Source organism: Roseovarius ramblicola, from assembly GCF_042430665.1.
Taxonomy (GTDB): domain Bacteria; phylum Pseudomonadota; class Alphaproteobacteria; order Rhodobacterales; family Rhodobacteraceae; genus Roseovarius; species Roseovarius ramblicola.
Genome location: NZ_JBHMEC010000008.1, coordinates 72270 through 91693, shown reverse-complemented (window position 1 = coordinate 91693; position 19424 = coordinate 72270). Strand labels below are relative to the sequence as shown.

Annotated in this window: 22 protein-coding genes and 1 tRNA gene; 10 read left to right on the top strand and 13 right to left on the bottom strand. The window is 67.9% G+C overall.

Annotated features, from left to right (window positions below; all coding sequences use genetic code 11):
• The first annotated feature begins 9 nt into the window (after positions 1-9).
• Positions 10-885 carry an N-acyl homoserine lactonase family protein gene (locus ACFFU4_RS03965; RefSeq protein WP_377067277.1) on the top strand — a complete coding sequence of 292 codons (876 nt, stop codon included), beginning with the start codon at positions 10-12 and terminating at the stop codon, positions 883-885.
• Positions 882-1352, top strand: a complete 471-nt coding sequence (locus ACFFU4_RS03960; protein WP_377067275.1) for an SRPBCC family protein — start codon at positions 882-884, stop codon at positions 1350-1352. The genes ACFFU4_RS03965 and ACFFU4_RS03960 overlap by 4 nt, the downstream gene beginning before the upstream one ends.
• Positions 1353-1741: 389 nt before the next feature.
• Here the strand turns inward: ACFFU4_RS03960 and ACFFU4_RS03955 are convergent, their stop codons facing one another.
• Both ACFFU4_RS03955 and ACFFU4_RS03950 read right to left on the bottom strand, forming a co-directional pair.
• Positions 1742-2509, bottom strand: a complete 768-nt coding sequence (locus tag ACFFU4_RS03955; RefSeq protein ID WP_377067273.1) for a COG3904 family protein — start codon at positions 2507-2509, stop codon at positions 1742-1744.
• Entirely contained in the window at positions 2506-3789 is a 1284-nt protein-coding gene (locus ACFFU4_RS03950; protein WP_377067271.1) for a hypothetical protein, read from the bottom strand. Before ACFFU4_RS03950 ends, ACFFU4_RS03955 begins: the two co-directional genes overlap by 4 nt.
• 143 nt (positions 3790-3932) lie before the next feature.
• On the opposite strand from ACFFU4_RS03950, the gene ACFFU4_RS03945 reads away from it, so the two are divergent.
• Positions 3933-4382 (top strand): MmcB family DNA repair protein, encoded by a 450-nt coding sequence (locus ACFFU4_RS03945; RefSeq protein WP_377067269.1) that lies wholly within the window; start codon positions 3933-3935, stop codon positions 4380-4382.
• Here the strand turns inward: ACFFU4_RS03945 and ACFFU4_RS03940 are convergent.
• A complete protein-coding gene (locus tag ACFFU4_RS03940; RefSeq protein ID WP_377067267.1) occupies positions 4377-4565 on the bottom strand; it encodes a DUF6324 family protein in 189 nt (62 codons plus the stop codon). The two genes, ACFFU4_RS03945 and ACFFU4_RS03940, sit on opposite strands and share 6 nt — an antisense overlap.
• Positions 4566-4642: 77 nt before the next feature.
• On the opposite strand from ACFFU4_RS03940, the gene ACFFU4_RS03935 reads away from it, so the two are divergent.
• Together ACFFU4_RS03935 and ACFFU4_RS03930 are read left to right on the top strand one after the other, a co-directional pair.
• A complete protein-coding gene (locus ACFFU4_RS03935; RefSeq protein ID WP_377067265.1) occupies positions 4643-5128 on the top strand; it encodes a GNAT family N-acetyltransferase in 486 nt (161 codons plus the stop codon).
• A 41-nt stretch (positions 5129-5169) separates the two neighbouring features.
• Positions 5170-5246: transfer RNA gene (locus ACFFU4_RS03930), tRNA-His, on the top strand.
• A gap of 6 nt (positions 5247-5252) precedes the next feature.
• Here ACFFU4_RS03930 and ACFFU4_RS03925 read toward each other — a convergent pair.
• The 4 genes from ACFFU4_RS03925 to ACFFU4_RS03910 form a co-directional block, all read right to left on the bottom strand.
• Positions 5253-6245: a hypothetical protein gene (locus ACFFU4_RS03925; RefSeq protein WP_377067263.1), complete on the bottom strand. Its 993-nt coding sequence runs from the start codon at positions 6243-6245 to the stop codon at positions 5253-5255.
• On the bottom strand, positions 6238-6621 hold the full coding sequence (locus ACFFU4_RS03920; protein WP_377067261.1) for a hypothetical protein: 384 nt from the start codon (positions 6619-6621) through the stop codon (positions 6238-6240). The genes ACFFU4_RS03925 and ACFFU4_RS03920 overlap by 8 nt, the downstream gene beginning before the upstream one ends.
• 31 nt (positions 6622-6652) lie before the next feature.
• Entirely contained in the window at positions 6653-7927 is a 1275-nt protein-coding gene (locus ACFFU4_RS03915; protein ID WP_377067259.1) for a hypothetical protein, read from the bottom strand.
• A gap of 288 nt (positions 7928-8215) precedes the next feature.
• Positions 8216-8518, bottom strand: a complete 303-nt coding sequence (locus tag ACFFU4_RS03910) for a DUF6476 family protein (protein WP_377067257.1) — start codon at positions 8516-8518, stop codon at positions 8216-8218.
• On the opposite strand from ACFFU4_RS03910, the gene ACFFU4_RS03905 reads away from it, so the two are divergent.
• The 4 genes from ACFFU4_RS03905 (at position 8517) to ACFFU4_RS03890 (ending at position 12040) form a co-directional block, all read left to right on the top strand.
• On the top strand, positions 8517-9563 hold the full coding sequence (locus ACFFU4_RS03905; RefSeq protein ID WP_377067255.1) for an RluA family pseudouridine synthase: 1047 nt from the start codon (positions 8517-8519) through the stop codon (positions 9561-9563). The two genes, ACFFU4_RS03910 and ACFFU4_RS03905, sit on opposite strands and share 2 nt — an antisense overlap.
• Positions 9564-9693: 130 nt before the next feature.
• A complete protein-coding gene (gene rpoH, locus ACFFU4_RS03900; RefSeq protein ID WP_377067253.1) occupies positions 9694-10590 on the top strand; it encodes an RNA polymerase sigma factor RpoH in 897 nt (298 codons plus the stop codon).
• A gap of 63 nt (positions 10591-10653) precedes the next feature.
• Positions 10654-11706 (top strand): alpha/beta hydrolase, encoded by a 1053-nt coding sequence (locus ACFFU4_RS03895; protein WP_377067251.1) that lies wholly within the window; start codon positions 10654-10656, stop codon positions 11704-11706.
• A 64-nt stretch (positions 11707-11770) separates the two neighbouring features.
• Positions 11771-12040, top strand: a complete 270-nt coding sequence (locus ACFFU4_RS03890; RefSeq protein WP_377067249.1) for a DksA/TraR family C4-type zinc finger protein — start codon at positions 11771-11773, stop codon at positions 12038-12040.
• Here the strand turns inward: ACFFU4_RS03890 and ACFFU4_RS03885 are convergent.
• The 4 genes from ACFFU4_RS03885 to ACFFU4_RS03870 form a co-directional block, all read right to left on the bottom strand.
• A complete protein-coding gene (locus tag ACFFU4_RS03885) occupies positions 12018-12389 on the bottom strand; it encodes a YigZ family protein (protein ID WP_377067247.1) in 372 nt (123 codons plus the stop codon). The two genes, ACFFU4_RS03890 and ACFFU4_RS03885, sit on opposite strands and share 23 nt — an antisense overlap.
• A 52-nt stretch (positions 12390-12441) precedes the next feature.
• Positions 12442-14262: a M3 family oligoendopeptidase gene (locus ACFFU4_RS03880; RefSeq protein WP_377067245.1), complete on the bottom strand. Its 1821-nt coding sequence runs from the start codon at positions 14260-14262 to the stop codon at positions 12442-12444.
• A 73-nt stretch (positions 14263-14335) separates the two neighbouring features.
• Positions 14336-15928 (bottom strand): ATP-dependent DNA ligase, encoded by a 1593-nt coding sequence (locus ACFFU4_RS03875; protein ID WP_377067243.1) that lies wholly within the window; start codon positions 15926-15928, stop codon positions 14336-14338.
• A complete protein-coding gene (locus ACFFU4_RS03870; RefSeq protein WP_377067809.1) occupies positions 15925-16926 on the bottom strand; it encodes a ligase-associated DNA damage response exonuclease in 1002 nt (333 codons plus the stop codon). Before ACFFU4_RS03870 ends, ACFFU4_RS03875 begins: the two co-directional genes overlap by 4 nt.
• Positions 16927-17010: 84 nt before the next feature.
• Between ACFFU4_RS03870 and ACFFU4_RS03865 the strand changes: the two genes are divergently transcribed.
• Entirely contained in the window at positions 17011-17841 is an 831-nt protein-coding gene (locus tag ACFFU4_RS03865; protein WP_377067241.1) for a fumarylacetoacetate hydrolase family protein, read from the top strand.
• A 287-nt stretch (positions 17842-18128) separates the two neighbouring features.
• Here the strand turns inward: ACFFU4_RS03865 and ACFFU4_RS03860 are convergent, their stop codons facing one another.
• Both ACFFU4_RS03860 and ACFFU4_RS03855 read right to left on the bottom strand, forming a co-directional pair.
• Positions 18129-19082 (bottom strand): alpha/beta fold hydrolase, encoded by a 954-nt coding sequence (locus ACFFU4_RS03860; protein ID WP_377067239.1) that lies wholly within the window; start codon positions 19080-19082, stop codon positions 18129-18131.
• Complete coding sequence (locus ACFFU4_RS03855) at positions 19082-19372, bottom strand: SCP2 sterol-binding domain-containing protein (protein WP_377067237.1); 291 nt, start codon at positions 19370-19372, stop codon at positions 19082-19084. The genes ACFFU4_RS03860 and ACFFU4_RS03855 overlap by 1 nt, the downstream gene beginning before the upstream one ends.
• Between the last annotated feature and the right edge of the window lie 52 nt (positions 19373-19424).

Here is a 19424-nt window from a genome sequence, read left to right as displayed (position 1 = left end):
AGGACAGCCATGAAAATCCATGCCATCGAGACAGGACGGGTCCGCGTCACCGAACGCTGGCGCGAGGGCGAGGGCGACGGACTGCGCCGCCTCTTGAACGCATGGTTCGACAAGGCGACGACCGGCTGGCTGCCGGTCCATGTCTGGGTGATCGAGCATCCCGAGGGGCTGATCGTCGTCGATACCGGCATTCCGGCGGACGCCAACAGGCCGCGCTACTTCCCGCCCTTCATGCCGCTCATCCAGCGGGCGGCCGTCTTCGACATCGCGCCGGAGGAGGAGATCGGCCCGCAGATGCGGGCGCTTGGCTTGGAGCCGAGAGACGTGCGTTGGGTCGTCATGACGCATTTGCATCAGGATCACGATGGTGGGCTGCACCACTTTCCTAGCGCCGAGGTTCTTGTCTCGCGGGATGAGTGGAGCTTCGCGTGCGGGCTCAGGGGCCGCATGAACGGCTATCTCAACCAGCGCTGGCCGCGCGGTTTCGCGCCCACGCCGGTGGATTTCGAGGACGGCCCCCTCGGGCCTTTCCCGCGCCATGCCAGCCTGACCCGTGCGGGCGACGTGACGCTTGTGCCGACGCCGGGCCATTCGCCCGGGCACCTCTCGGTGCTGCTGGAGGAGGGCGAGCCCACTATCATGTTCGCCGGCGACACATCCTATACCGAGGACCACCTCCTCCGGATGGTGGCCGACGGCATCGGCACCGACCTCGAGGCCGAGATCGAGACGCATCGCCGGATCCTGGCCCATGCCGCGCAGCGCCCGACGGTCTACCTGCCCAGCCACGATCCCGACTCCGCCGGGCGTCTGGCTCATCGGATCACGCTTGACCCGCATGGCACGGCTGCCGCGCGCGTCGGGCGGTTGGGGAAAGTCGCATGAAGTTCGAGAACCGGATCGACATCGCGGTGGCCACGGATGCCGTCTTTGCGTTCGTGGCCGACCAGCGCAACATTCCGCTGTGGAACTACTACGTGGTGGATGTGGTGCAGGAGACCGGCAACGGTCCTGCAGTTGGCGCCCGCTATCTCCAGACGCGGAAGATCGACAGTCAACATACGGCGATCACGCAGATGGAAACCGGAAAGAGCCTCACCGTGGAGACCGTGGCGGGCGCGCCGGTCGTCCGCCGGCGCATCGCGTTCCGACAGACCCGGGGCGGCACCCGTCTCTTCGACAGGTGGGGTATCGAAACCGGATACCCGCGCGTGCTCGAGCTTGTCGCTGTCCGCAGGATCAGGCGCGCCGTCGCGTCGAACCTGGAAAAGCTGAAGTGCTTGCTCGAGGAGGGCGCGGTGCAGCTTCAGGATGGTCGGGCCGTCTCGGTCAACCGACGCGCCGAGGTGTGACGGGCAGGCACCGGCCGTTCAGAGACCGGTTCGTCCCGGCACCCCGTCCGGGCGGACGCCAGGCTCTTTCCTTGCGGCTGTCGGAGGTTCGGACGGCGCGAGAGGCGTTTTGACCGGCAGGCTGACCTCTTGGGCCGACGGCTCCCGGCCACGTCTTCGGGACCGATTGCCGGGGTTGGCAGTGTGACGGGCCCGCACGCAACCGTTTGGTTCTCTCATTCCCGAGGACCTGTGTATACAGGTGGGCGCCGGGTAACCGGACCACGATCCGGACAGAGCCAGCTCCCTCGGAATTGCTTAAGGCCACCGGAATGCAACCGTTCACGGGAAGGGCAGCACCCGCCACACGCCAGAGGTAACCCCTTGCAGGGCGCGCGGCAAGGGGCGGCTCAGTCATCCGCGGAAACAAAGCCGTAGTCGCGCAGTTCGCGCGGCAGGAGGATGTAGATCTCGTCGGGCGGCGTGGTCAGGGCGTGGCGCATCACCAGCGGGTCGATGCCCATCTCGTCGAGATAGGCCATCACCGCGCCCTGACCGGCCTGAATGTCCTCCACGGCGAGGGAGGCGGGCAGGAGCGTGCTCTCGCCGAAATAGTGCTGATGCACGCCGACGAGCGCGTCATCGGCAATGTCGCGCCGCGCCCCGCCGACGAGGATATAGGGGCAGGCCGAGAAGCAGTATTCGCCCGCAAGCATGCGGGTGTCGATCCCTTCGGCACGCAGGTGCCGTCCCAGCGTCAGCGCGTCACCGACCGAGCCGCCGGATGATTGCAGGACGAGCCGTTCGGGGCGCGGGCGCGCCTCCTGCAGCAGCCTGGTGACGCGCGCGCCATCGCCCTCGGCCACGGTGCCCTCGAGCCGGTAGGTGGTGCCCTCGATGGCGGTGAGAACGAGCCGCGGCGGCAGGTCGCCGGGATCGCGGGCGGGGCGCGTCGCGGGGCGGTCACGATCGGGCCGGAAGAGGCGGCGCTGATCGCCGGGGCCGACCGGCTCGGTCAGGCGGGGGGCCTTGGGGCCGAAGCCGGGCCAGTCGAACCGGGCGTGCTGCATGTCGCCCAGCACCAGCAGGACCGCGATCCCCACCTGGAAGGCCAGCGCGCCGGTCAGTACGCGCGCCACAAGGCTACGGGCCCGCGCGGGCGGTTCCGGGTCGCTCATGGCTTGGCGTCTCCGAAGCGCTTGATGTTGCGATCCTGCGGCGGATCATCGGCGTGGTCGCCGTGCCCCTCCTCGATGTCGCGCGCGAGCGCCAGCGCGGCGCGGAACTCGGCCACGGTCATTGTCTGCTCGACCGCTGCGCCGTCGCGCATGTCGCGGATCACGCCGTGGGTGATGGCGAGGATCAGCACCAGAACCGCCGGCAACAGGTCGATGGCGATGGCCCCGGCCCAGGAGGGCACGAAATTGCCGGCGTAGAGGATCACCGCGTCCGCCGCCGAAACCGGCGTGTAGGTGACCTCGGGCGCGGGGGCCAGCGCGGCCACCTCCTGCGCCGCCTGTTCCAGCGTCGCCGCCCGCTGGCCCAGCACCTCGAGCACCGAGGTGATCGTCGCGGCCTGGTCGTTGCGCCCCTGCGCGGTGCGGCTGTCGAGCTCGGGCAGGACCACCGAGGCCGCGAGATCCTGCGCCGCGCGCGCCACCAGTGGCGCGACGGTCAGTTGCCGCATCTGCGTGATCAGCCCCTGAAGCCGCACGGCGGCCTCGGAGAACTCGACCGAGCGCGCCTCGACCGGGCCGGGCTCGACGGTGAGGGCGCGCATCCGGCTGAGGATGCCGTTGCCCTCGGAGAACGCGGCCTCGACCAGCGGGGTCTGTTCGGCGATCTGGCTCTCCAGCGCCGCAAGCTCGGCGGCCTTCTGGCGCAGCACGCGGAACACCGCGCCGCGCCCCGCGAGCCCCGACAGGTTGCCGGTGGCCTCCTGCTTGCTCAGGTCCTCGAAGGATTGCCGGACGCGGGCGACGTCACGCTCCAGCGCCTGCCCGGTGAGGGCGCGTTCATGCGCCGTCTCAAGGCTGTGCTGATAGTCCTGCACGGTCCGGGCGAGGTGTTGCTCGACCGCCGCCGACCCCGCCAGCGCCGCCGCGTTCAGCCAGCTTGACATGGCGACGATGGCCACCGAGCCGAGCGCCATCGCCCCCATGAGCCCGACCCGCGCGCGCGCCGAGGTGATAGCGGGAAAGAGCCGCAGCAGGTAGGACCAGAACACGAAGATGCCCACCGACACCGCCACCGAATAGGCCAGCGCCGCGAAGGTCGACATCGCGCCGGTATCGTCCAGCAGCGACGACACCCCGAGATAGGTATAGATGCCCGACGCCACCGCCAACACGCCGAGTGCTGTGCCCGAGAAGGTATCGAGCCAGTCGAGATGACCTTGCAGGTCGCGCGCATGGCGCAGGTTCTTGTCGTCGGAGGGCGCGCGGGGGGAGGACGTCATCGGCAGGTCCTTTCGGTTGGCAGGCCGGGGCCGCGCGCCCGAGTATGAGCCTGTGACCGGAAACATCAAGACGGGGGGTGCGGTGTGTCGCGAACTGCGCCGGGGCTTGCCAATGTTCGTGCAATGTTCGTATGATCGGGGGCATGTGGGATCACGCCGCCCCCTCTCGTCCGCTGCAGCCCGGCCAGGTTCTGGCGCGCGGCGTGTGTCGTCACCTGCTGGGGCACGATTTCGTTCCGGTGACGGAATTCTCGCCCGAGCGCGGCAAGCGCGTGGATGTCATCGCGCTGGGCCCCAAGGGCGAGATCTGGGTGGTGGAGTGCAAGTCGGGCCGCGCCGATTTCACCTCGGACGCCAAGTGGACCGGCTATCTCGATTGGTGCGACCGCTATTTCTGGGCGGTGGATGCGGGCTTTCCCATCGAATTGCTGCCCGACGACACCGGCCTCATCATCGCCGACGGCTATGACGCAGAGATCGTCCGCATGGTCCCCGAGACCCGGCTGGCGCCGGCGCGGCGCGCCGCGCTCACCCGCCGCATCGCGCGGGATGCGGCACGCCGGCTGCAGCGGATCAGCGATCCGCCGCTATGATCCGCGCGCCCGGGCCGCCGCGGCCGCGGCGCGGATTTCCTCGGCGATGTCCTCGGCCTCGTCGGGCTCGAAATCCATCGGCACCTCGATGCCCTGCGACTCGATGAACAGGCGCACCATGCCGTGCTCCGTCGGCCCGATCCGCAGATTGGCCTCGATATCGCGTTCGTCGTTGATGCCCATGACCGTCTCCTGAAACTGGCGGTCTGCTACGCTCTTCGTGGTTGATTGGCAAGCCTGCGCGCGGTTTGATAGCGCGCATGATTGAGGCCGCGATCCGCCCCTTCCGCCCCGATGACGCGCCCTGGCTGGTGGAGCGGCACGCCACGCTCTATGCGCGCGACGAGGGGTTCGACGCGACATTCGGGCCGCTGGTGGCGGGCATCCTCGACGATTTCACCGCGGAGCATGATCCGGCCTGCGAGGCGGGGTGGATCGCCCATGCAGGCGATCTGCGGCTCGGCTCGATCTTTTGCGTGCGCCAATCGAGAGGGATCGCCAAGCTGCGGCTCTTTCTGCTGGTGCCCGAGGCGCGCGGTCGGGGGCTCGGGCAGCGGCTGCTGGAGACCTGTACCGGCTTTGCCCGCGAGCGCGGTTATCGCGGCATGGCGCTCTGGACGCATGAGAGCCACCGCGCCGCCTGCGCGCTCTATTCGCGCAACGGCTGGCGGCTCGTGGGGTCGCAGCCTGTGCGTTCCTTTGGTTGCGATCTGGTCGAACAAAGCTGGGAAATCGCATTTCGTTAGGCTTGCAATCGGAAGTCGGCATAGGTAAATCCCCCGTCAGTGCCGCCTTAGCTCAGTTGGTTAGAGCGCTGGATTGTGGATCCAGAGGTCCCCTGTTCAAGCCAGGGAGGCGGTACCACCGCGATCATTCCCCCGTCACCAGCCGGTACACCTGTTGCGCGCGCCATTCGCCGCCCTCCCGGTAGACGAGGTGGAGCGATTTCTCGATCCGCTCCAGCGCGATGAGGTCGCCCTCGGCCACCGGCCAGGGCGGTTCGTCCACGTAGCCCAGCGGGCCGTGATCGCGCGGCAGGCTGCGCCACGCCTCGATCGCCGGCAGGAGACCGCCCGGCAGCGGGGCGGGGTCCAGCACATCGAGCCACGTTCCCGCCCGGCAGATCGCCAGCGCCGCCGCGCCCTCGGAATCGCGGACCATCGCCGCGTGGTCATGCGCGCCGTCGCCGTCGAAATCGCCGCCGAGGAGGCGCGGCGCGGGGGCGTCCGACAGGTGCCAGCGCCCGAGGTCGAGGCCGCAGGCCCCCATGATCTCGCGATCCTCGGGCGCGGGGGTGGCGGCGGTTGGCCATGTCAGGCAGACCTCCACCCGTGCCGCGCGCATCGCCGCCCGCGCCCCCGCCTCGGGCGGGCTGAGCACGATGTCGCCGATGCGCAGCCAGCCGCGCCCGTCCTCGGGGTCGGGGGCCGGGTACGCGGGCGCGCCGGGGGTGGGCTTGTATCCGCCGGTGCCTGCGAGCGCGGTGGAAAAGAAGAAGCGGCGCAGGTGCTGCGGCGCGTTCACGTCGCCGGTATTGGGGCCGGTATTGGCAATATTGCGGAAATGCCAGCCAAAGAGGTCGCGCGGGTTGGGCAGGCTGGCGGCATGGGGCGGGGTGACGGCGCTCAGGTCGCGGGCATCCCCCGGACCCGGGCCGTCATGGAGCCTGACCTGCCAGCCATGCGGGTGGGGCGCGAAGACGAGGTGCCAGCCGGTGCCCGTCACCGGCTGGCTGTGAGGGGCACCATCCGCGAGGGCCACCACCTCGAAGACCGCCGCGCGGGTCGCCGTTGCCGTGCAGTCCTGCGCCGCTGCCGCCATCGGCAGCAGGGCGAGGAGGGCGGCGCGCGCGAGCCTAGTCATTGGCTCCCGGCTGCACCGGCATCGCCGGGGCGGCCACCGGGCGATCCGGGTCTGGGACGTAATCGGTCGGGCCGGGCCGTTGCATGTTGGACACCACGATCACCCCCACCACCAACAGCAACAGCCCTATTGCCAGCAGCGCCGGCATCCGGCTGAGCCACCGCTGCCAGCGCGGGATGAGCGCGTTGCCCATCCACCAGACGACCACCGACACTGCGGCCGCTGCCAGTTGATACTTGAAGAATAGCTCCACACGGTTCATCCCGCGCGTGAAGCCGAAATCGGTGGGTGCCGTGAAATACGGCACGAGAAAGGACGCCGCGTAAAGCGCCGCCCATGTCCCGCTGAGAATGAAGACGCCGTGAAGGCGGCTCACCGGACCGGTCCCTTCATGGCCATACCCCTTGTCAGAACTTCAACCTGATTCCGGCGCTGATGTTCGCGGACCAGTCCCCGCCGATGTCGATCACCGGATCAAGCGCACCGTTGATGTCGGAATCGGGGCGGTGATAATCGAGCACCGGCACGCCGCCGTAATTGAGGCCAAGCGAGAAACCGCCGCTGACATTTCCGTTGGTGCGGCTGATCCCGGCCTCGATGGTGGCGGTCTCCATGCCGTCGCTCTCGTGGATCCGGTTGCTGTTGTCGATGTTGACCGCGCCGCCAAGACCGCTGGCCCGGATGCTGTCATATGCGTCGACTTCGACGTAGCTGTAGCCGACCGTGCCGCGCAGGTAGGCCGAGGTGAATGTGCCGTTGCCGTTCACCGCGTGGCGCTCGTGCTGGAGGCCGAGCTTGAGGTTGTAGTTGTTGATGTCGAAGGAGGTGTCATAGCGGATGTGCGCGCCGGAGTTTACCCCGAAGGCGGGGGTATTGGTCGTGAATTCGGTGGTTTCGTCCTGGTCCGCCGCGCCGAAATCGAGGCCCATGATAAGGCTGTTGATCCTGGCGAGTTCCACGCCGAAGATCTTCGCGCTGAGCGCCGCGCGATTTCTGTCGCTCATCCTGATTCCAAGCGGCTGCGAGTATTCAAGCCCGCCACCGAACGCGGTCCGGTCAAGGTCGAAAGTGCCGTGCTCGATATCCGTGGGCGAATTGATGAACACCCCCGGCGCATAGCCCACCCCGGTGATCCCGAGACCGTAGGGCAGCGCAATGTTCGAGACCGAGTCGGTGGCCCCGAGTTGGGAATAGTTGAAGGATGCCGAGAGCGTCGATGGGAGCAGGCGCCCGGTGTCGAGACAATACGCGACCGCGGCGTCGAAGCGCGCACCGCCGAGACGGTAGTCGAAATCGACGGCGGGGTTGACGAGATTAGCGTTAATATCGTTGCTATCCTCGGTGGCCAGCGCCCCGCGGGAGTTGTCGTCGAGAAAGCCCGTGTAGCCGACGGACAGCCCCAGCCCTTTCAAGCTGAAGGGGACATGCGCCCCGAGTTGCCCGTCCGCACCGAATTGGGCGCAGCCGCCGGCGGTGAAATCCTCAGGCCGCCGGGCATTGCGATAGCTGTCGTCGTCACTGTCCAGGAGGATCCTTCCAAAGCTGCCGCGAACAAAGAGAAACTCCTCGTCAATTACGTCGAGTTGCTCGGAGATCGGGCCATCTTCGAAATCGACACGGGAGCCGAACGTGAGGCCATTGTCGAGCGTGATGCCGTTATCCAGCGTTTGGCTGAGCGTCACATCCAAGTCGACATCCGCGTAAATGCCGCCTTCGATGCGGTCACCTGAGCCTGACGACAAAGGAGTTACGGAACTCCATGATATATCGCCTGCGGCCTGCGTCGCGAGAACAGTGGACATGAGCAGGGCAGGCAGCCCGGGTCTGATGGCAGTCATGGCGGATTTCCCCGAAGCGATGAGCAGAATTCAGTATCTCATCTTTACGCCACGTAAGGAGTGGACAAAGCGATTCGGGCCGTTTCGTGCCGAGAATGCACCGGACTGTTGCCGGATAGTGACAAAATGTCCCTATTCGCGTATAGTCACCTCCTGCCGCAGCGCCCCGCTGGCGCGATCGTAGATCAGGATGCGCCTGTCATCGGTCACCACCGCGTACCATCCCTCGCCCTGCGTGAAGGCGGTGGCGTGCGCGCCCTCGGGCAGGGTGATGGCGCCGGGCAGCGCGGGCAGGTCCGGTTCGGACCAGAAGCGGGTGACAAGCAGCCCGACGATCACTAGAAGCCCGAGGATCATCGTGGCGGTCAGCACCGTGACCAGCCGCGCGAGGAATTTCAGCGTGGCCGGGCTTACCGGCTGAGGGCTCTCGGACATGGCGCAGGACCTGCTCGGCTTTGTCATCGGGGCGGCACCGCCCCCCCGCCTTGATAAGGCGCTTGCCCGCGATGTGCCAGAGGCGGCGGCGCTGTCGCGGACGCGGCTGGCGCGGCTGATCGAGGAGGACGCGGTGCGCGTCAACGGTGAGGTGGTCCACGACGCCAAGGCGCGCGTGGTGGAGGGCGACCGCATCGACATCGCCCTGCCGGCGCCACGCGAGAGCCACATGGAGCCCGAGGCCATCGCGCTCAAGATCGCGTTCGAGGATGACGACCTCATCGTGATCGACAAGCCCGCGGGGATGGTCGTCCACCCCGCGCCTGGCACGCCGTCGGGCACGCTCGTGAACGCGCTGCTGCACCATTGCGGTGATCGGCTCTCGGGCGTCGGCGGCGCGCGGCGGCCCGGCATCGTGCACCGCATCGACAAGGACACCAGCGGCCTTCTGGTTGTGGCGAAGAGCGACGCCGCGCATCAGGGCCTTGCCGCGCAATTCGCCGCGCACACGGTCGAGCGCGCCTATCTTGCCGTGGCGCACGGTGTCCCCGATCCGGGCGATCCGCGCCTTGCCGGGCTCGCGGGGCTGCGGTTCGATGCGGGGGGCGTGCTCGTCATCCGCACGCAGCTTGCCCGCCACCGCACCGACCGGCAGCGGCAGGCGGTGGTGACCAGCGGCGGGCGGCACGCGGTGACCCGCGTGCGGCTGTGCGAGACGTTCGGGCAACCACCGGCGGCGTCGCTGGTGGAGTGCCGGCTGGAGACCGGGCGCACCCACCAGATTCGCGTGCACATGGCTTATGCGGGACTCGGGCTGATTGGCGATCCGGTCTATGGCGGGGCGCGCCGCCTGCCCGCGCGCGCCCTGCCGGAGGGCGGCTCCGAGGCCGCGCGCCGCTTTCCCCGTCAGGCGCTTCATGCGGGCGTCCTGGGCTTCACGCATCCGCTGAGCGGCACGGCGCTGCGGTTTTCCTCGCCGTTGCCCGCAGACATGACGGCGCTGCTCGACCGCCTGCGCGGAACCGACGACAGCGAAACAGGATGACGTGAAGTTTCGACATATTCGACGGAAACGCGTTGGCGATCCGTTAAGATCGACACGGTTACGGACTTGATCTCGCGCAAACGGCACTTAGATCAATGTTAAACCATTATACATGAGGAGGGACGTCCGTATGGGCAATTACGCAAATCTCCCGGCCCCCACCCCCGAAGGCGGGCTCAATCGCTACATGCAGGAGATTCGCAAATTCCCGCTGCTCGAGCCGGAAGAGGAGTACATGCTGGCCAAGCGCTGGGCCGAGAAGCAGGATACCGAGGCCGCGCATCGCATGGTCACCAGCCACCTGCGCCTCGCCGCCAAGATCGCCATGGGCTATCGGGGCTACGGCCTGCCGCAGGCCGAGGTGATTTCCGAGGCCAATGTCGGCCTGATGCAGGCCGTGAAACGCTTTGACCCGGAGCGCGGCTTTCGCCTGTCGACCTACGCGATGTGGTGGATCCGGGCGAGCATCCAGGAATACATCCTGCGCTCTTGGAGCCTGGTGAAGCTGGGCACCACCAGCGCACAGAAGAAGCTGTTCTTCAACCTGCGCAAGGCCAAGGCGCGCATCGGTGCGCTGGAAGAGGGGGACATGCGGTCCGACACGGTCAAGAAGATCGCCCACGACCTCGGCGTGACCGAGGACGAGGTGATCTCGATGAACCGCCGGATGGCCGGCTCCGACGCCTCGCTCAACGCCACCGTCGGCAGCGAGGGCGAGGGCACGATGCAATGGCAGGACTGGCTCGAGGACGAGGATGCCGACCAGGCCGGTGCCTATGAGGAACAGGACGAGCTGAAGGCCCGGCGCGAATTGCTGGCCAAGGCGATGGACGTGCTCAACGACCGCGAGCGCGACATCCTCACCCAGCGGCGCCTGAGCGACGAGGCGGTGACGCTGGAGGAGTTGAGCACGCAGTATGACGTCAGTCGCGAGCGCATCCGCCAGATCGAGGTGCGCGCCTTCGAGAAGCTCCAGAAACGGATGCGCAGCCTCGCGCAGGAGAAGGGGATGCTGCCCGCAAGCTGAACCTTGGATGACGCGTCGCGCTCGTCCAGAAAGGAGGGGGCGGAGCCAGAGGGGATTCGGGACATGGGCAGGCTGCGAAGCGGCGCTCTTCTGGCGATGGTAGCGCTGGCAGCCTGCGCGCCGCGACCCACCGCCATGCGGGCGGCCCCCGACCCGGCGGCGCAGGTGCAACCCGTCCACGTCGCGACGGGGCGGAGGTTCGACCGCACCGGGCCGATCTTCGGCTATGAGCGCGCCCGTGGACTGCGTTATTTCCGCGCCGACATCTCGGTGCCACCGACGCATGAGCCGGGCCGCATCGAATGGCCCGATGGTCCGCCCGATGCCGCCACCGATTTCGTCGTCACCGGCACCGAGGTGCATGACGGCGCGGCGGACCTCATCTCGCGGATGCGCGAGGGAGCGGCGGGGCGCGAGACGCTGCTCTACGTGCACGGCTACAACAACACGCTGTCCGAGGCGATGTTCCGGCTGGCGCAGATCCGCACGGATTTCGATGTCACCATGCCGACGCTGCTGTTCTCCTGGCCCTCGGCGGGCGATCCGCGCGGCTATGTCTATGACCGTGACAGCGTGCTCTTCGCGCGAGACGACCTCGTGGCGCTGCTCCATCGGCTCACCGCCGACCCCGGCGAGCGGGTGTTCATCCTCGGCCATTCCATGGGCTCGCAGCTTGTGATGGAGGCGCTGCGCCAGCTTGCCATCTCCGGCGACCGCCGGGCGCTTGCGCGACTGAGCGGCGTGGTGCTGATGTCGCCGGATATCGACCCGGACCTGTTCGCCCGGCAAGCCGAGGCGATCGGCGACCTGCCGCAGCCGTTCTTCATCTTCATCACCCGCGCCGACCGGGCGCTGACGCTGTCGGGCTTCATCACCGGGCGCAAGCCGCGGCTTGGGGTGATCGACGCCGCCGACGAGGTCGCGCGCCCCGACGTGCAGGTGGTGGACTTTACCGATCTGGCCAACGGCGACGACTACAATCACTATGTCCCCGTCACCTCGCCCGCCGCCATCGAAATGCTCAAGCGGTTCCTGTCGGAGACGGGCAACCCCGAAACCGGGGCGCTGGGCGCGCTGAGCCTCGACCTGCCCGCCGCAGACGCGCTGCCGCGCTGAGCCACGGGGTTGACCTGCGCCGCGCCCGTGCCAACATGGGAGCCGCAGCCGAAAGGAGCGGATCATGGCCGGCGGATGGGCGCGCGACGGCGCGGTGAGCGAACAGATCGAAGCCTCGATTTCCGACGAACTGGCGCGGCTCAAGGCCCGCGCGCAGCCACAGGGCGAGAGCCTCACGCATTGCGCCGAGTGCGACGAGCCGATCCCCGAGGCGCGGCGGGAGGCCATCCCCGGCGTCAAGCTGTGCATCGATTGTGCGTCGGATGTGCAGGCGCAGAACCAGCCACGCGGCGGCATCAACCGGCGCGGGTCTAAGGACAGTCAGTTGAAGTGAGGTCGGCCGCGTCGAGATAGGCGCGGACCGCCGTCTGCACATGGCGGAACCGATCGCCGCCCAAATGCTTTCCACCATACCAGCGGGTCACGATGACGAGGTGATCGCGGATTTCGTCGCGCTCGAGCATCCGCAGGATCACATTGCCCGCGCCGGTTTCGCCATCGTCATTCTTGATCGGACCGGACCCGAGCAGCAAGCCCCATGTATTATGCGTGGCCTTGGCGAACTTCTTTTGTTTCTTGAGGGTTTTCAATAGGCTTTTCGCCTCTGTCTCCGACGCGCAGGGCGCGCCGGAGACGGCGTATCTGGAGCCGCGATCGGTAAGGATATTGTCCAGCGTCAGCATTGCGGCGTTGTGCGGGGTTTCGGCAGTGTCCGCAATCCTCGCGACGGCACGGTCAGCCCTCCATCGCCTCCAGCTCGTCGATCATGCCCTCGATCATCGACAGTCCCTTGTTCCAGAACGCCGGGTCGCTGGCGTCGAGGCCGAAGGGGGCGAGCAGATCCTTGTGGTGTTTCGAGCCGCCCGCCTTGAGCATGTCGAAATACTTTTCCTCGAACCCGTCGGGGTTTTCCTCGTAGACGGCATAAAGCGCGTTCACCAGCCCGTCGCCGAAGGCATAGGCATAGACGTAGAAGGGCGAGTGGACGAAATGCGGGATATAGGCCCAGAAGGTCTCGTATCCGTCCATGAAATCGAACGCCGGCCCGAGGCTTTCCGCCTGCACAGACATCCACAGCGCGTTGATGTCGTCGGGGGTCAGTTCGCCCTCGCGGCGCGCGGCGTGCAGCTTGCATTCGAAATCGTAGAACGCGATCTGGCGAACCACGGTGTTGATCATGTCCTCGACCTTGCCGGCGAGCAGCACCTTGCGCTCGGCGTCGGTCTTGGCCCCGTCGAGCATCCGGCGGAAGGTGAGCATCTCGCCGAACACGCTGGCGGTCTCGGCCAATGTGAGGGGGGTGGAGGCCAGAAGCTCGCCCTGTTCCGCCGCCAGCCGCTGGTGCACGCCGTGGCCAAGCTCGTGCGCGAGCGTCATCACGTCGCGCGGCTTGCCCAGGTAGTTGAGCATCACGTAGGGGTGCGCGTCGGTCACGGTGGGGTGGGCGAAGGCACCCGGTGCCTTGCCCGGCTTCACGCCCGCGTCGATCCAGCCCTTGTCAAAGAATGGCTCGGCAAGCTCTGCCATGCGCGGATCGAAGCCGTCGTAGGCCGCCGTCACCGTCTCGCGCGCCTCGTCCCAGGGGATGGTGCGCGGCTCGGCCAGCGGCAGCGGCGCGTTGCGGTCCCAGACCTGCATGCGGTCGAGCCCCAGCCACTTGCGCTTGAGCTCGTAATAGCGGTGCGATAGCTGCGGATAGGCCGCCACCACCGCTTCGCGCAGCGCCTCGACCACCTCGGGCTCCACATCGTTGCCGAGGTGCCGCCCGGTCTGCGCCGTGGGCATCCCGCGCCAGCGATCGATCACTTCCTTTTCCTTGGCGGTGGTGTTGTGGACGCGGGCGAAGGTGCGCAGGTTCTCGCCAAGCACGCGCGCCAGTTCCCGGGCCGCCGCCTCGCGGTTGGTGCGGTCGTGATCGGTGAGCAGGGTGAGCGTGGCCTCGATCCCCATCTCCTCGCCCTCGACGGTGAAGATCAGCCCCGCGATGGTCTCGTCGAAAAGCCGCTCCCACGCGTCGCCCACCACGCCCAGATCGTGGAGGAACTTTTCCAGCTCGTCGGAGAGCTGGTACGGCTTCATCGCGCGGATACGGCGCAGCACGGGGGCGTAGCGGGCAAGCTCGGAATTGTCGGCATACATCGCCTTGAGCGCGTCCTCGTCCAGCCGGTTGAGTTCCAGCGAGAAGAACACCAGCGGCGTGGTGAAGCGGGTGATCTTCTCCTGGCAGTCGGAGAGGAACTTGGCGCGGCCCGAGTCGGTGGTCTGCTGGTAATAGCGCAGCCCGGCAAAGGACATGATGCGCCCCGCCACCCGGCTGATCGCCTCGTCGCGGCGGATGCACGCGAGCAGCCCGGCGGCGTCGAGATCGGCCAGCCGACCCTCGTAATCGGCGGCAAAGCACGCGCATTCCGATTCGAGCCACTCCAGATCGCGGGCAAGCTCGGGCGCGTCCGCGCCGGTGTAGAGATCGCTCAGGTCCCAGTCCGGCAGCGTGCCCAGATCCTCGCCTCCCGAAGAGGTCTCGGCGTCGTGGACGGGGTGGGGAAGCGTGACCATGCGGGAACCTCTTTGTTTTGCTGTCGCCCAGACATAGGCGGGCGGGCAGGCGGCCTCAAGCCTCGATCACCTCTCAGCCGTATCGCGCCAGCATGGCGCGCAGGTCGGCGAGGCTGTTGGCCTCATGGGTCGGTTTGTCGTGCCGCCAGCGGGCCATGCGGGGAAAGCGCAATGCGACGCCGGATTTGTGGCGCGGGCTGGCCTGGATGCCCTCGAAGGCGATCTCGAACACGTGTTCGGGGCGGACCTGCCGGACCGGGCCAAAGCGCTCGGTCGTGTTGCGACGCACCCAGGCGGTGATCTGGCGGAACTCGGCATCGGTGAGGCCGGAATAGGCCTTGGTGAAGGGCACGAGCGTGTCGCCGTCCCAGACCGCGAAGGTGAAATCGGTAAAGAGGTTGGCGCGCCGCCCGTGGCCCGCTTGGGCGTAGATCATCACTGCGTCGAGGGTCAGCGGATCGAGTTTCCATTTCCACCAGTCTCCCTTCTTGCGGCCCGCGTGATAGGGGCCGCTGCCGCGCTTGAGCATCAGCCCCTCGGCCCGGTGGGCGCGGGCGGTGGTGCGAGTGGTGGCCAGATCGTCCCATGTGGTGAAGGGGATCGGGGGCGAGGGTCGCAGGGGGGCGTCTGCGGGCAGGTCGGCCAACAGGGTTTCCAGCCGGGCGCGGCGCTTGGCGAAGGGGGTGTCGCGCAGGTCACAGCCGTCTTGTTCCAAGAGGTCATAGGCCATGAGGATCACCGGGGCCTCGGTCAGCAGCTTTTTCGGCACGGTCTTGCGCGTGATCCGTTTTTGCAGCGCGGCGAAGGTCAGGGGGTCATCGCCGTCATGGGCCAGCAATTCGCCGTCGATCACGGTGCCGTCGGGCAGCAGATCGCGCAGGGGGGCGAGATCCGGGAAGCGGTCGGTCATCAGTTCCTCGCCGCGTGACCAGATGAAGATCTGCCCGCCGCGCACGATCACCTGCCCGCGGATGCCGTCCCATTTCCATTCCGCCAACCAGTCGGCGGGGGAGCCGAGGCTCTCGGGGCCGTCCTCCAGCCCGTGGGCGAGGCAGAAGGGATAGGGGCGCGAGAGGGTGTCGGTGGGGTCTTGGCTCTCGATCAGGTCGGCCCATGTGGTGCTGTCGGGGGTCCAGTCGCCCATCAGGCGGTGGGCAATCTCGGCCTCGTCGCGGTTGAGGGCCTGGGCGAGCGCGCGGGTCATCAGCTTGCGGCTGATGCCGATGCGAAAGCCACCGGTGAGCAGCTTGTTTAAGACCAGCCGTTCCAGCGGCGTCAGCCCCTCCCATGCCGCCAGCACCTGTGCCTTGCGGGTGGCGTCTTTGGCGTCTTTCAAGGCGCGCAGGTGGTCGATCCAGTCCGCAAGACTGGCGTCGTGGGTGGTGGAGGGCGGCGGCAGGACGAGGGCGATGGTCTCGGCCAGATCGCCGACGATTGCGTAGCTTTCCTCGAACAGCCAGAGCGGGATGCCCGCGTGCTCGGCGGCCCATTCGCGCAGCCGGGTGGTGGTGACCGCGCGTTTCGGGCGGCGGCCCGAGAAGAGCGCGATGGTCCAAAGGCGGTCGGGTTCGGGGGCGATGCGAAAATACTCGGCCAGCGCGGCGACCTTGGTGTTGGTTCGGGTGGTCTGGTCGAGCGTGGCGAAGAGCGCGGCGAACTGCTTCATGCCTCTCCCCCGTCATCCAGCGTCTCGCCGGTGAACTCGGTGCGCAGCACGCGCGCGTCATAGCCCTGCTCGGTCAGCCAGCGGGCGAAGATCTCGGTATAGCCGTGGGTGACGTGGATTGTCTCGGCCCCGGTCCCGGCGATGGCACGGTTGAGGCCCGCCCAGTCGGCGTGATCCGACAGCACGAAACCGCGATCCGCCGCGCGCCTGCGGCGCACGCCGCGCAGGCGCATCCAGCCGCTGGCGAACCCGGTCGACGCGGGGCGGAACCGCCGCGCCCACGGCCCCGCAAGCGCGCCGGGAGGGGCGAGGACCAGCGCGCCGCGCAGCGCGCGCAGATCGGTCTCGGGGGTGACGTGGTGGGTCTCGGGCAGGGGGACGCCTTGCCCGCGCATCACCGCGTTGGTGGCCTCGATCGCGCCATGCGTCAGGATCGGGCCGATGGTCGGATCGAGCATGCCGAGCACGCGCTGCGCCTTGCCAAGCGCGTAGGCGCCGAGCAGCGAGAACCGCCCTTCGGCAGCGTTTGCAGACCACCACGTGTTGATCTCGCGCGCCACATCCTCGGGGTCGGGCCAGTCGAAAACCGGCAGGCCAAAGGTGCACTCGGTGATGAAATGGTGACAGCGCACCGGTTCGAACGGGGTGGAGAGGGGATCGGCCTCCAGCTTGTAATCGCCCGAGACGACCCAGACCTCGCCGCCCACCTCGACCCTGATCTGCGCCGAGCCGGGGACGTGGCCCGCCGGGTGGAACGACACCCGCGCGCCGCCGATCTGACGCGCCTCGCCGTAGCGGATGGTGTCGAGCGTGATCGCCCCCAGCCGGTGGCGCATCACCGGGGCGGCGAGATCGGTGGCGAGGTAGGCACCATGCCCGCCCCTCGCGTGATCGGCATGGCCGTGCGTGATGAGCGCTCGCGCGACGGGACGCCACGGGTCGATGTGGAAATCGCCCGCTGCGCAGTAGAGGCCGTTGGATGTGACGCGCAGCACCATACGGCGATGATAGGCCGCAGCGCGCCCTTGCACAGCCCCGAGCGGTGGCTATTGTGCCGGCAACGGCGAAAGGGGAGGGATGACATGCGGTTTGCACGCTTTGGGGATCGGGGGCAGGAGCGCCCCGCCGTTCTCGACGCCGGGGGACGGCTGAGGGACCTGTCGGGCGTGGTGCCCGATCTCGCGGGCGAGGTGCTCGGGTCGCTGCCCCGGCTCAATCCCGAGGCGCTGCCGCTGGTGCCGGGCGCGCCGCGGCTTGGGCCGCCGGTGGGCGGGATCGGCAAGCTCGTCGCGATCGGGCTCAACTACAGTGACCACGCCGCCGAACTTGGGGCCGAGCCGCCGGATGAGCCGGTGGTGTTTCTCAAGGCGACGACTGCACTTGGCGGGCCCAACGACCCGGTGGTGATGCCGCGCGGTTCGGTCAAGACCGATTGGGAGGTAGAGCTTGGCATCGTCATCGGGCGGCGCGCGAAATACGTGGGGGTGGCGCAGGCGCTTGGCCATGTGGCGGGTTATACCATCGTCAACGATGTCTCCGAGCGCGCACTGCAGCTCGAAGGGTCGGGGCAGTGGACCAAGGGCAAGAGCTGCGACACTTTCGCGCCGGTTGGGCCGTGGCTTGTCACCCCCGACGAGGTGGGCGACGTGCAGGCGCTTGACCTTGCCACCGAGGTGAATGGCGAGCGGGTGCAGACCGGCAGCACGTCGCGCATGATTTTCGGCGTGGCCGGGATCGTGTCCTACCTGAGCGGCATCATGACGCTGGAGCCCGGCGACGTGATTGCCACCGGCACGCCGCCGGGCGTCGGCGTGGGCCACAAGCCGCCGCGTTTCCTGCAGGCCGGCGACGAGATGGTGCTGCGCATCACCGGTCTGGGCGAGCAGCGGGTGACGGTGCAGGCGGAGGGGTAAGGCGGGGTGCGCAGGGCGTGCGATGCTGGCCTGAAGGAGACATTGGGCACAACGCTTGAGGAGCCGCGCGAGGGCCCGACCGCGGGTGGGCGCTCCGACGATGGAACGGCGCGCTTTATGGTGCCATATACTCTCACGTTATCAATAACTTGAGACGTAGAAAAGCGCCCGCCCGATGGGGCGGTCGGGCGCTCGCGCGGCGGTGCCTTGCGGCACCTTGATTCCGCGCGGGGGCCAAGCACCGAACGGCAGATATACGCCAGACTGCCGCCCCGATCATGCCCGCCTCACGCCGCTGCTGCGCCGTTTCCCGGGCCGTGGTAGAAATCGCAGATCATTGCAAACAGGCGGCTCTGCACGGCGGGCGTGTCCATCAGCGTCTCGTGCCGCCCGCCGGGAACGATCTCGAGTCGGCCGCCGGGCCAGCGCGCCATGCGGTCGTGGATGCGGGGCGGATCGACGATGTCCTCGTCACTGCCAAGGATTGTCAGGCAGGGCAGTGCGGGCGAGGGCCGCGCCGACAGCGTGCGCATTTCGCGCAACGCCTCGTGCAGCCATCGCAGGCTCGGGCCACCGATGCCCAGTTCGGGATGCGCCGCGAGTTGCCTGCTCATATAGCCCCACATCTCGCGGTCATTGGTGAGCTTGTTGGTCGCGAACGGCTCGCTCAGGACGTAATGGTCGGCGCCTGTGCTCGGGGCATAGAGATGGCCGAGGCCGAGGTTTCGCAGCCCCCAGGCCAGCGACCAAGCGAAGGGGCGCAGGCCCGCGCCCATGCGGATGCCCCACATCGGACCGGAAAACACCACGCTCGCGACGTCGAGTCCCTCCATTGCCGCGCGCAGCCCGATGCAGCCGCCCATCGAATGCGCCAGCAGGTGCCAGGGCCGCGGCAGATCAAGCGCGCGTGCCGCCTCGACCATCGCCGCCACGTCGTGCTGGTAGTCGGTGAAATGCAGCACATGCCCCGACATCGTGTCGCCGGTGAGCCGGTCGGCGAGCCCCTGTCCGCGCCAGTCCACCGCTAGGGTCGCGAACCCGCGCGCCGCGAAGTGGCGCGCCGCACGGCCGTATTTCTCGACATACTCGGTGCGCCCCGGAAACAGCAGCACCGTGCCCGCCTCTGCCTCGCGATTCCAAAGCCCGGCGCGGATGCGCACGCCGTCCCCGGTTGTCAGCCACCATGCGGCGCCGTCATCCGGGCCCTCGGCCACCTCCGCAAAGAGCGGGGCCGACTCCATCAGGCGAGGACGCTGCCGAGCTTCATCGCCATCCCCATGTCGCCATCCACCGACAGCCGCCCGGACATGAACGCGGCGGTGGGATCGAGATCGCCCGACAGGATCGATTCGAACGTGTCGGCATCGGCGCTCAGCGTCACGTCGGTGTCATCATCGGCGGCGCGCGCGCCGTCCTTGTCGATGACGATGTTACCCTCGCCCTCGATCACGAACTTGGCCGCGCCGTCGAATCCGTCGCTGCCCATCTTGTCGTTGAGGGCCTTGACCGCGGCTTCAATCACGTCGCTCATCTGGTTCATCCTTTCACGATTGCGATGACGGGGCTTTCGCCCCCGCCAATCC

Coding starts and splice junctions, on each gene's coding strand:
- ACFFU4_RS03965 (WP_377067277.1), top strand. CDS start 10: ATGAAAATCCATGCCATCGAGACAGGACGGGTCCGCGTCACCGAACGC.
- ACFFU4_RS03960 (WP_377067275.1), top strand. CDS start 882: ATGAAGTTCGAGAACCGGATCGACATCGCGGTGGCCACGGATGCCGTC.
- ACFFU4_RS03955 (WP_377067273.1), bottom strand. CDS start 2,509: ATGAGCGACCCGGAACCGCCCGCGCGGGCCCGTAGCCTTGTGGCGCGC.
- ACFFU4_RS03950 (WP_377067271.1), bottom strand. CDS start 3,789: ATGACGTCCTCCCCCCGCGCGCCCTCCGACGACAAGAACCTGCGCCAT.
- ACFFU4_RS03945 (WP_377067269.1), top strand. CDS start 3,933: ATGTGGGATCACGCCGCCCCCTCTCGTCCGCTGCAGCCCGGCCAGGTT.
- ACFFU4_RS03940 (WP_377067267.1), bottom strand. CDS start 4,565: ATGGGCATCAACGACGAACGCGATATCGAGGCCAATCTGCGGATCGGG.
- ACFFU4_RS03935 (WP_377067265.1), top strand. CDS start 4,643: ATGATTGAGGCCGCGATCCGCCCCTTCCGCCCCGATGACGCGCCCTGG.
- ACFFU4_RS03925 (WP_377067263.1), bottom strand. CDS start 6,245: ATGACTAGGCTCGCGCGCGCCGCCCTCCTCGCCCTGCTGCCGATGGCG.
- ACFFU4_RS03905 (WP_377067255.1), top strand. CDS start 8,517: ATGGCGCAGGACCTGCTCGGCTTTGTCATCGGGGCGGCACCGCCCCCC.
- ACFFU4_RS03910 (WP_377067257.1), bottom strand. CDS start 8,518: ATGTCCGAGAGCCCTCAGCCGGTAAGCCCGGCCACGCTGAAATTCCTC.
- rpoH (WP_377067253.1), top strand. CDS start 9,694: ATGGGCAATTACGCAAATCTCCCGGCCCCCACCCCCGAAGGCGGGCTC.
- ACFFU4_RS03895 (WP_377067251.1), top strand. CDS start 10,654: ATGGGCAGGCTGCGAAGCGGCGCTCTTCTGGCGATGGTAGCGCTGGCA.
- ACFFU4_RS03890 (WP_377067249.1), top strand. CDS start 11,771: ATGGCCGGCGGATGGGCGCGCGACGGCGCGGTGAGCGAACAGATCGAA.
- ACFFU4_RS03885 (WP_377067247.1), bottom strand. CDS start 12,389: ATGCTGACGCTGGACAATATCCTTACCGATCGCGGCTCCAGATACGCC.
- ACFFU4_RS03880 (WP_377067245.1), bottom strand. CDS start 14,262: ATGGTCACGCTTCCCCACCCCGTCCACGACGCCGAGACCTCTTCGGGA.
- ACFFU4_RS03875 (WP_377067243.1), bottom strand. CDS start 15,928: ATGAAGCAGTTCGCCGCGCTCTTCGCCACGCTCGACCAGACCACCCGA.
- ACFFU4_RS03870 (WP_377067809.1), bottom strand. CDS start 16,926: ATGGTGCTGCGCGTCACATCCAACGGCCTCTACTGCGCAGCGGGCGAT.
- ACFFU4_RS03865 (WP_377067241.1), top strand. CDS start 17,011: ATGCGGTTTGCACGCTTTGGGGATCGGGGGCAGGAGCGCCCCGCCGTT.
- ACFFU4_RS03860 (WP_377067239.1), bottom strand. CDS start 19,082: ATGGAGTCGGCCCCGCTCTTTGCGGAGGTGGCCGAGGGCCCGGATGAC.
- ACFFU4_RS03855 (WP_377067237.1), bottom strand. CDS start 19,372: ATGAGCGACGTGATTGAAGCCGCGGTCAAGGCCCTCAACGACAAGATG.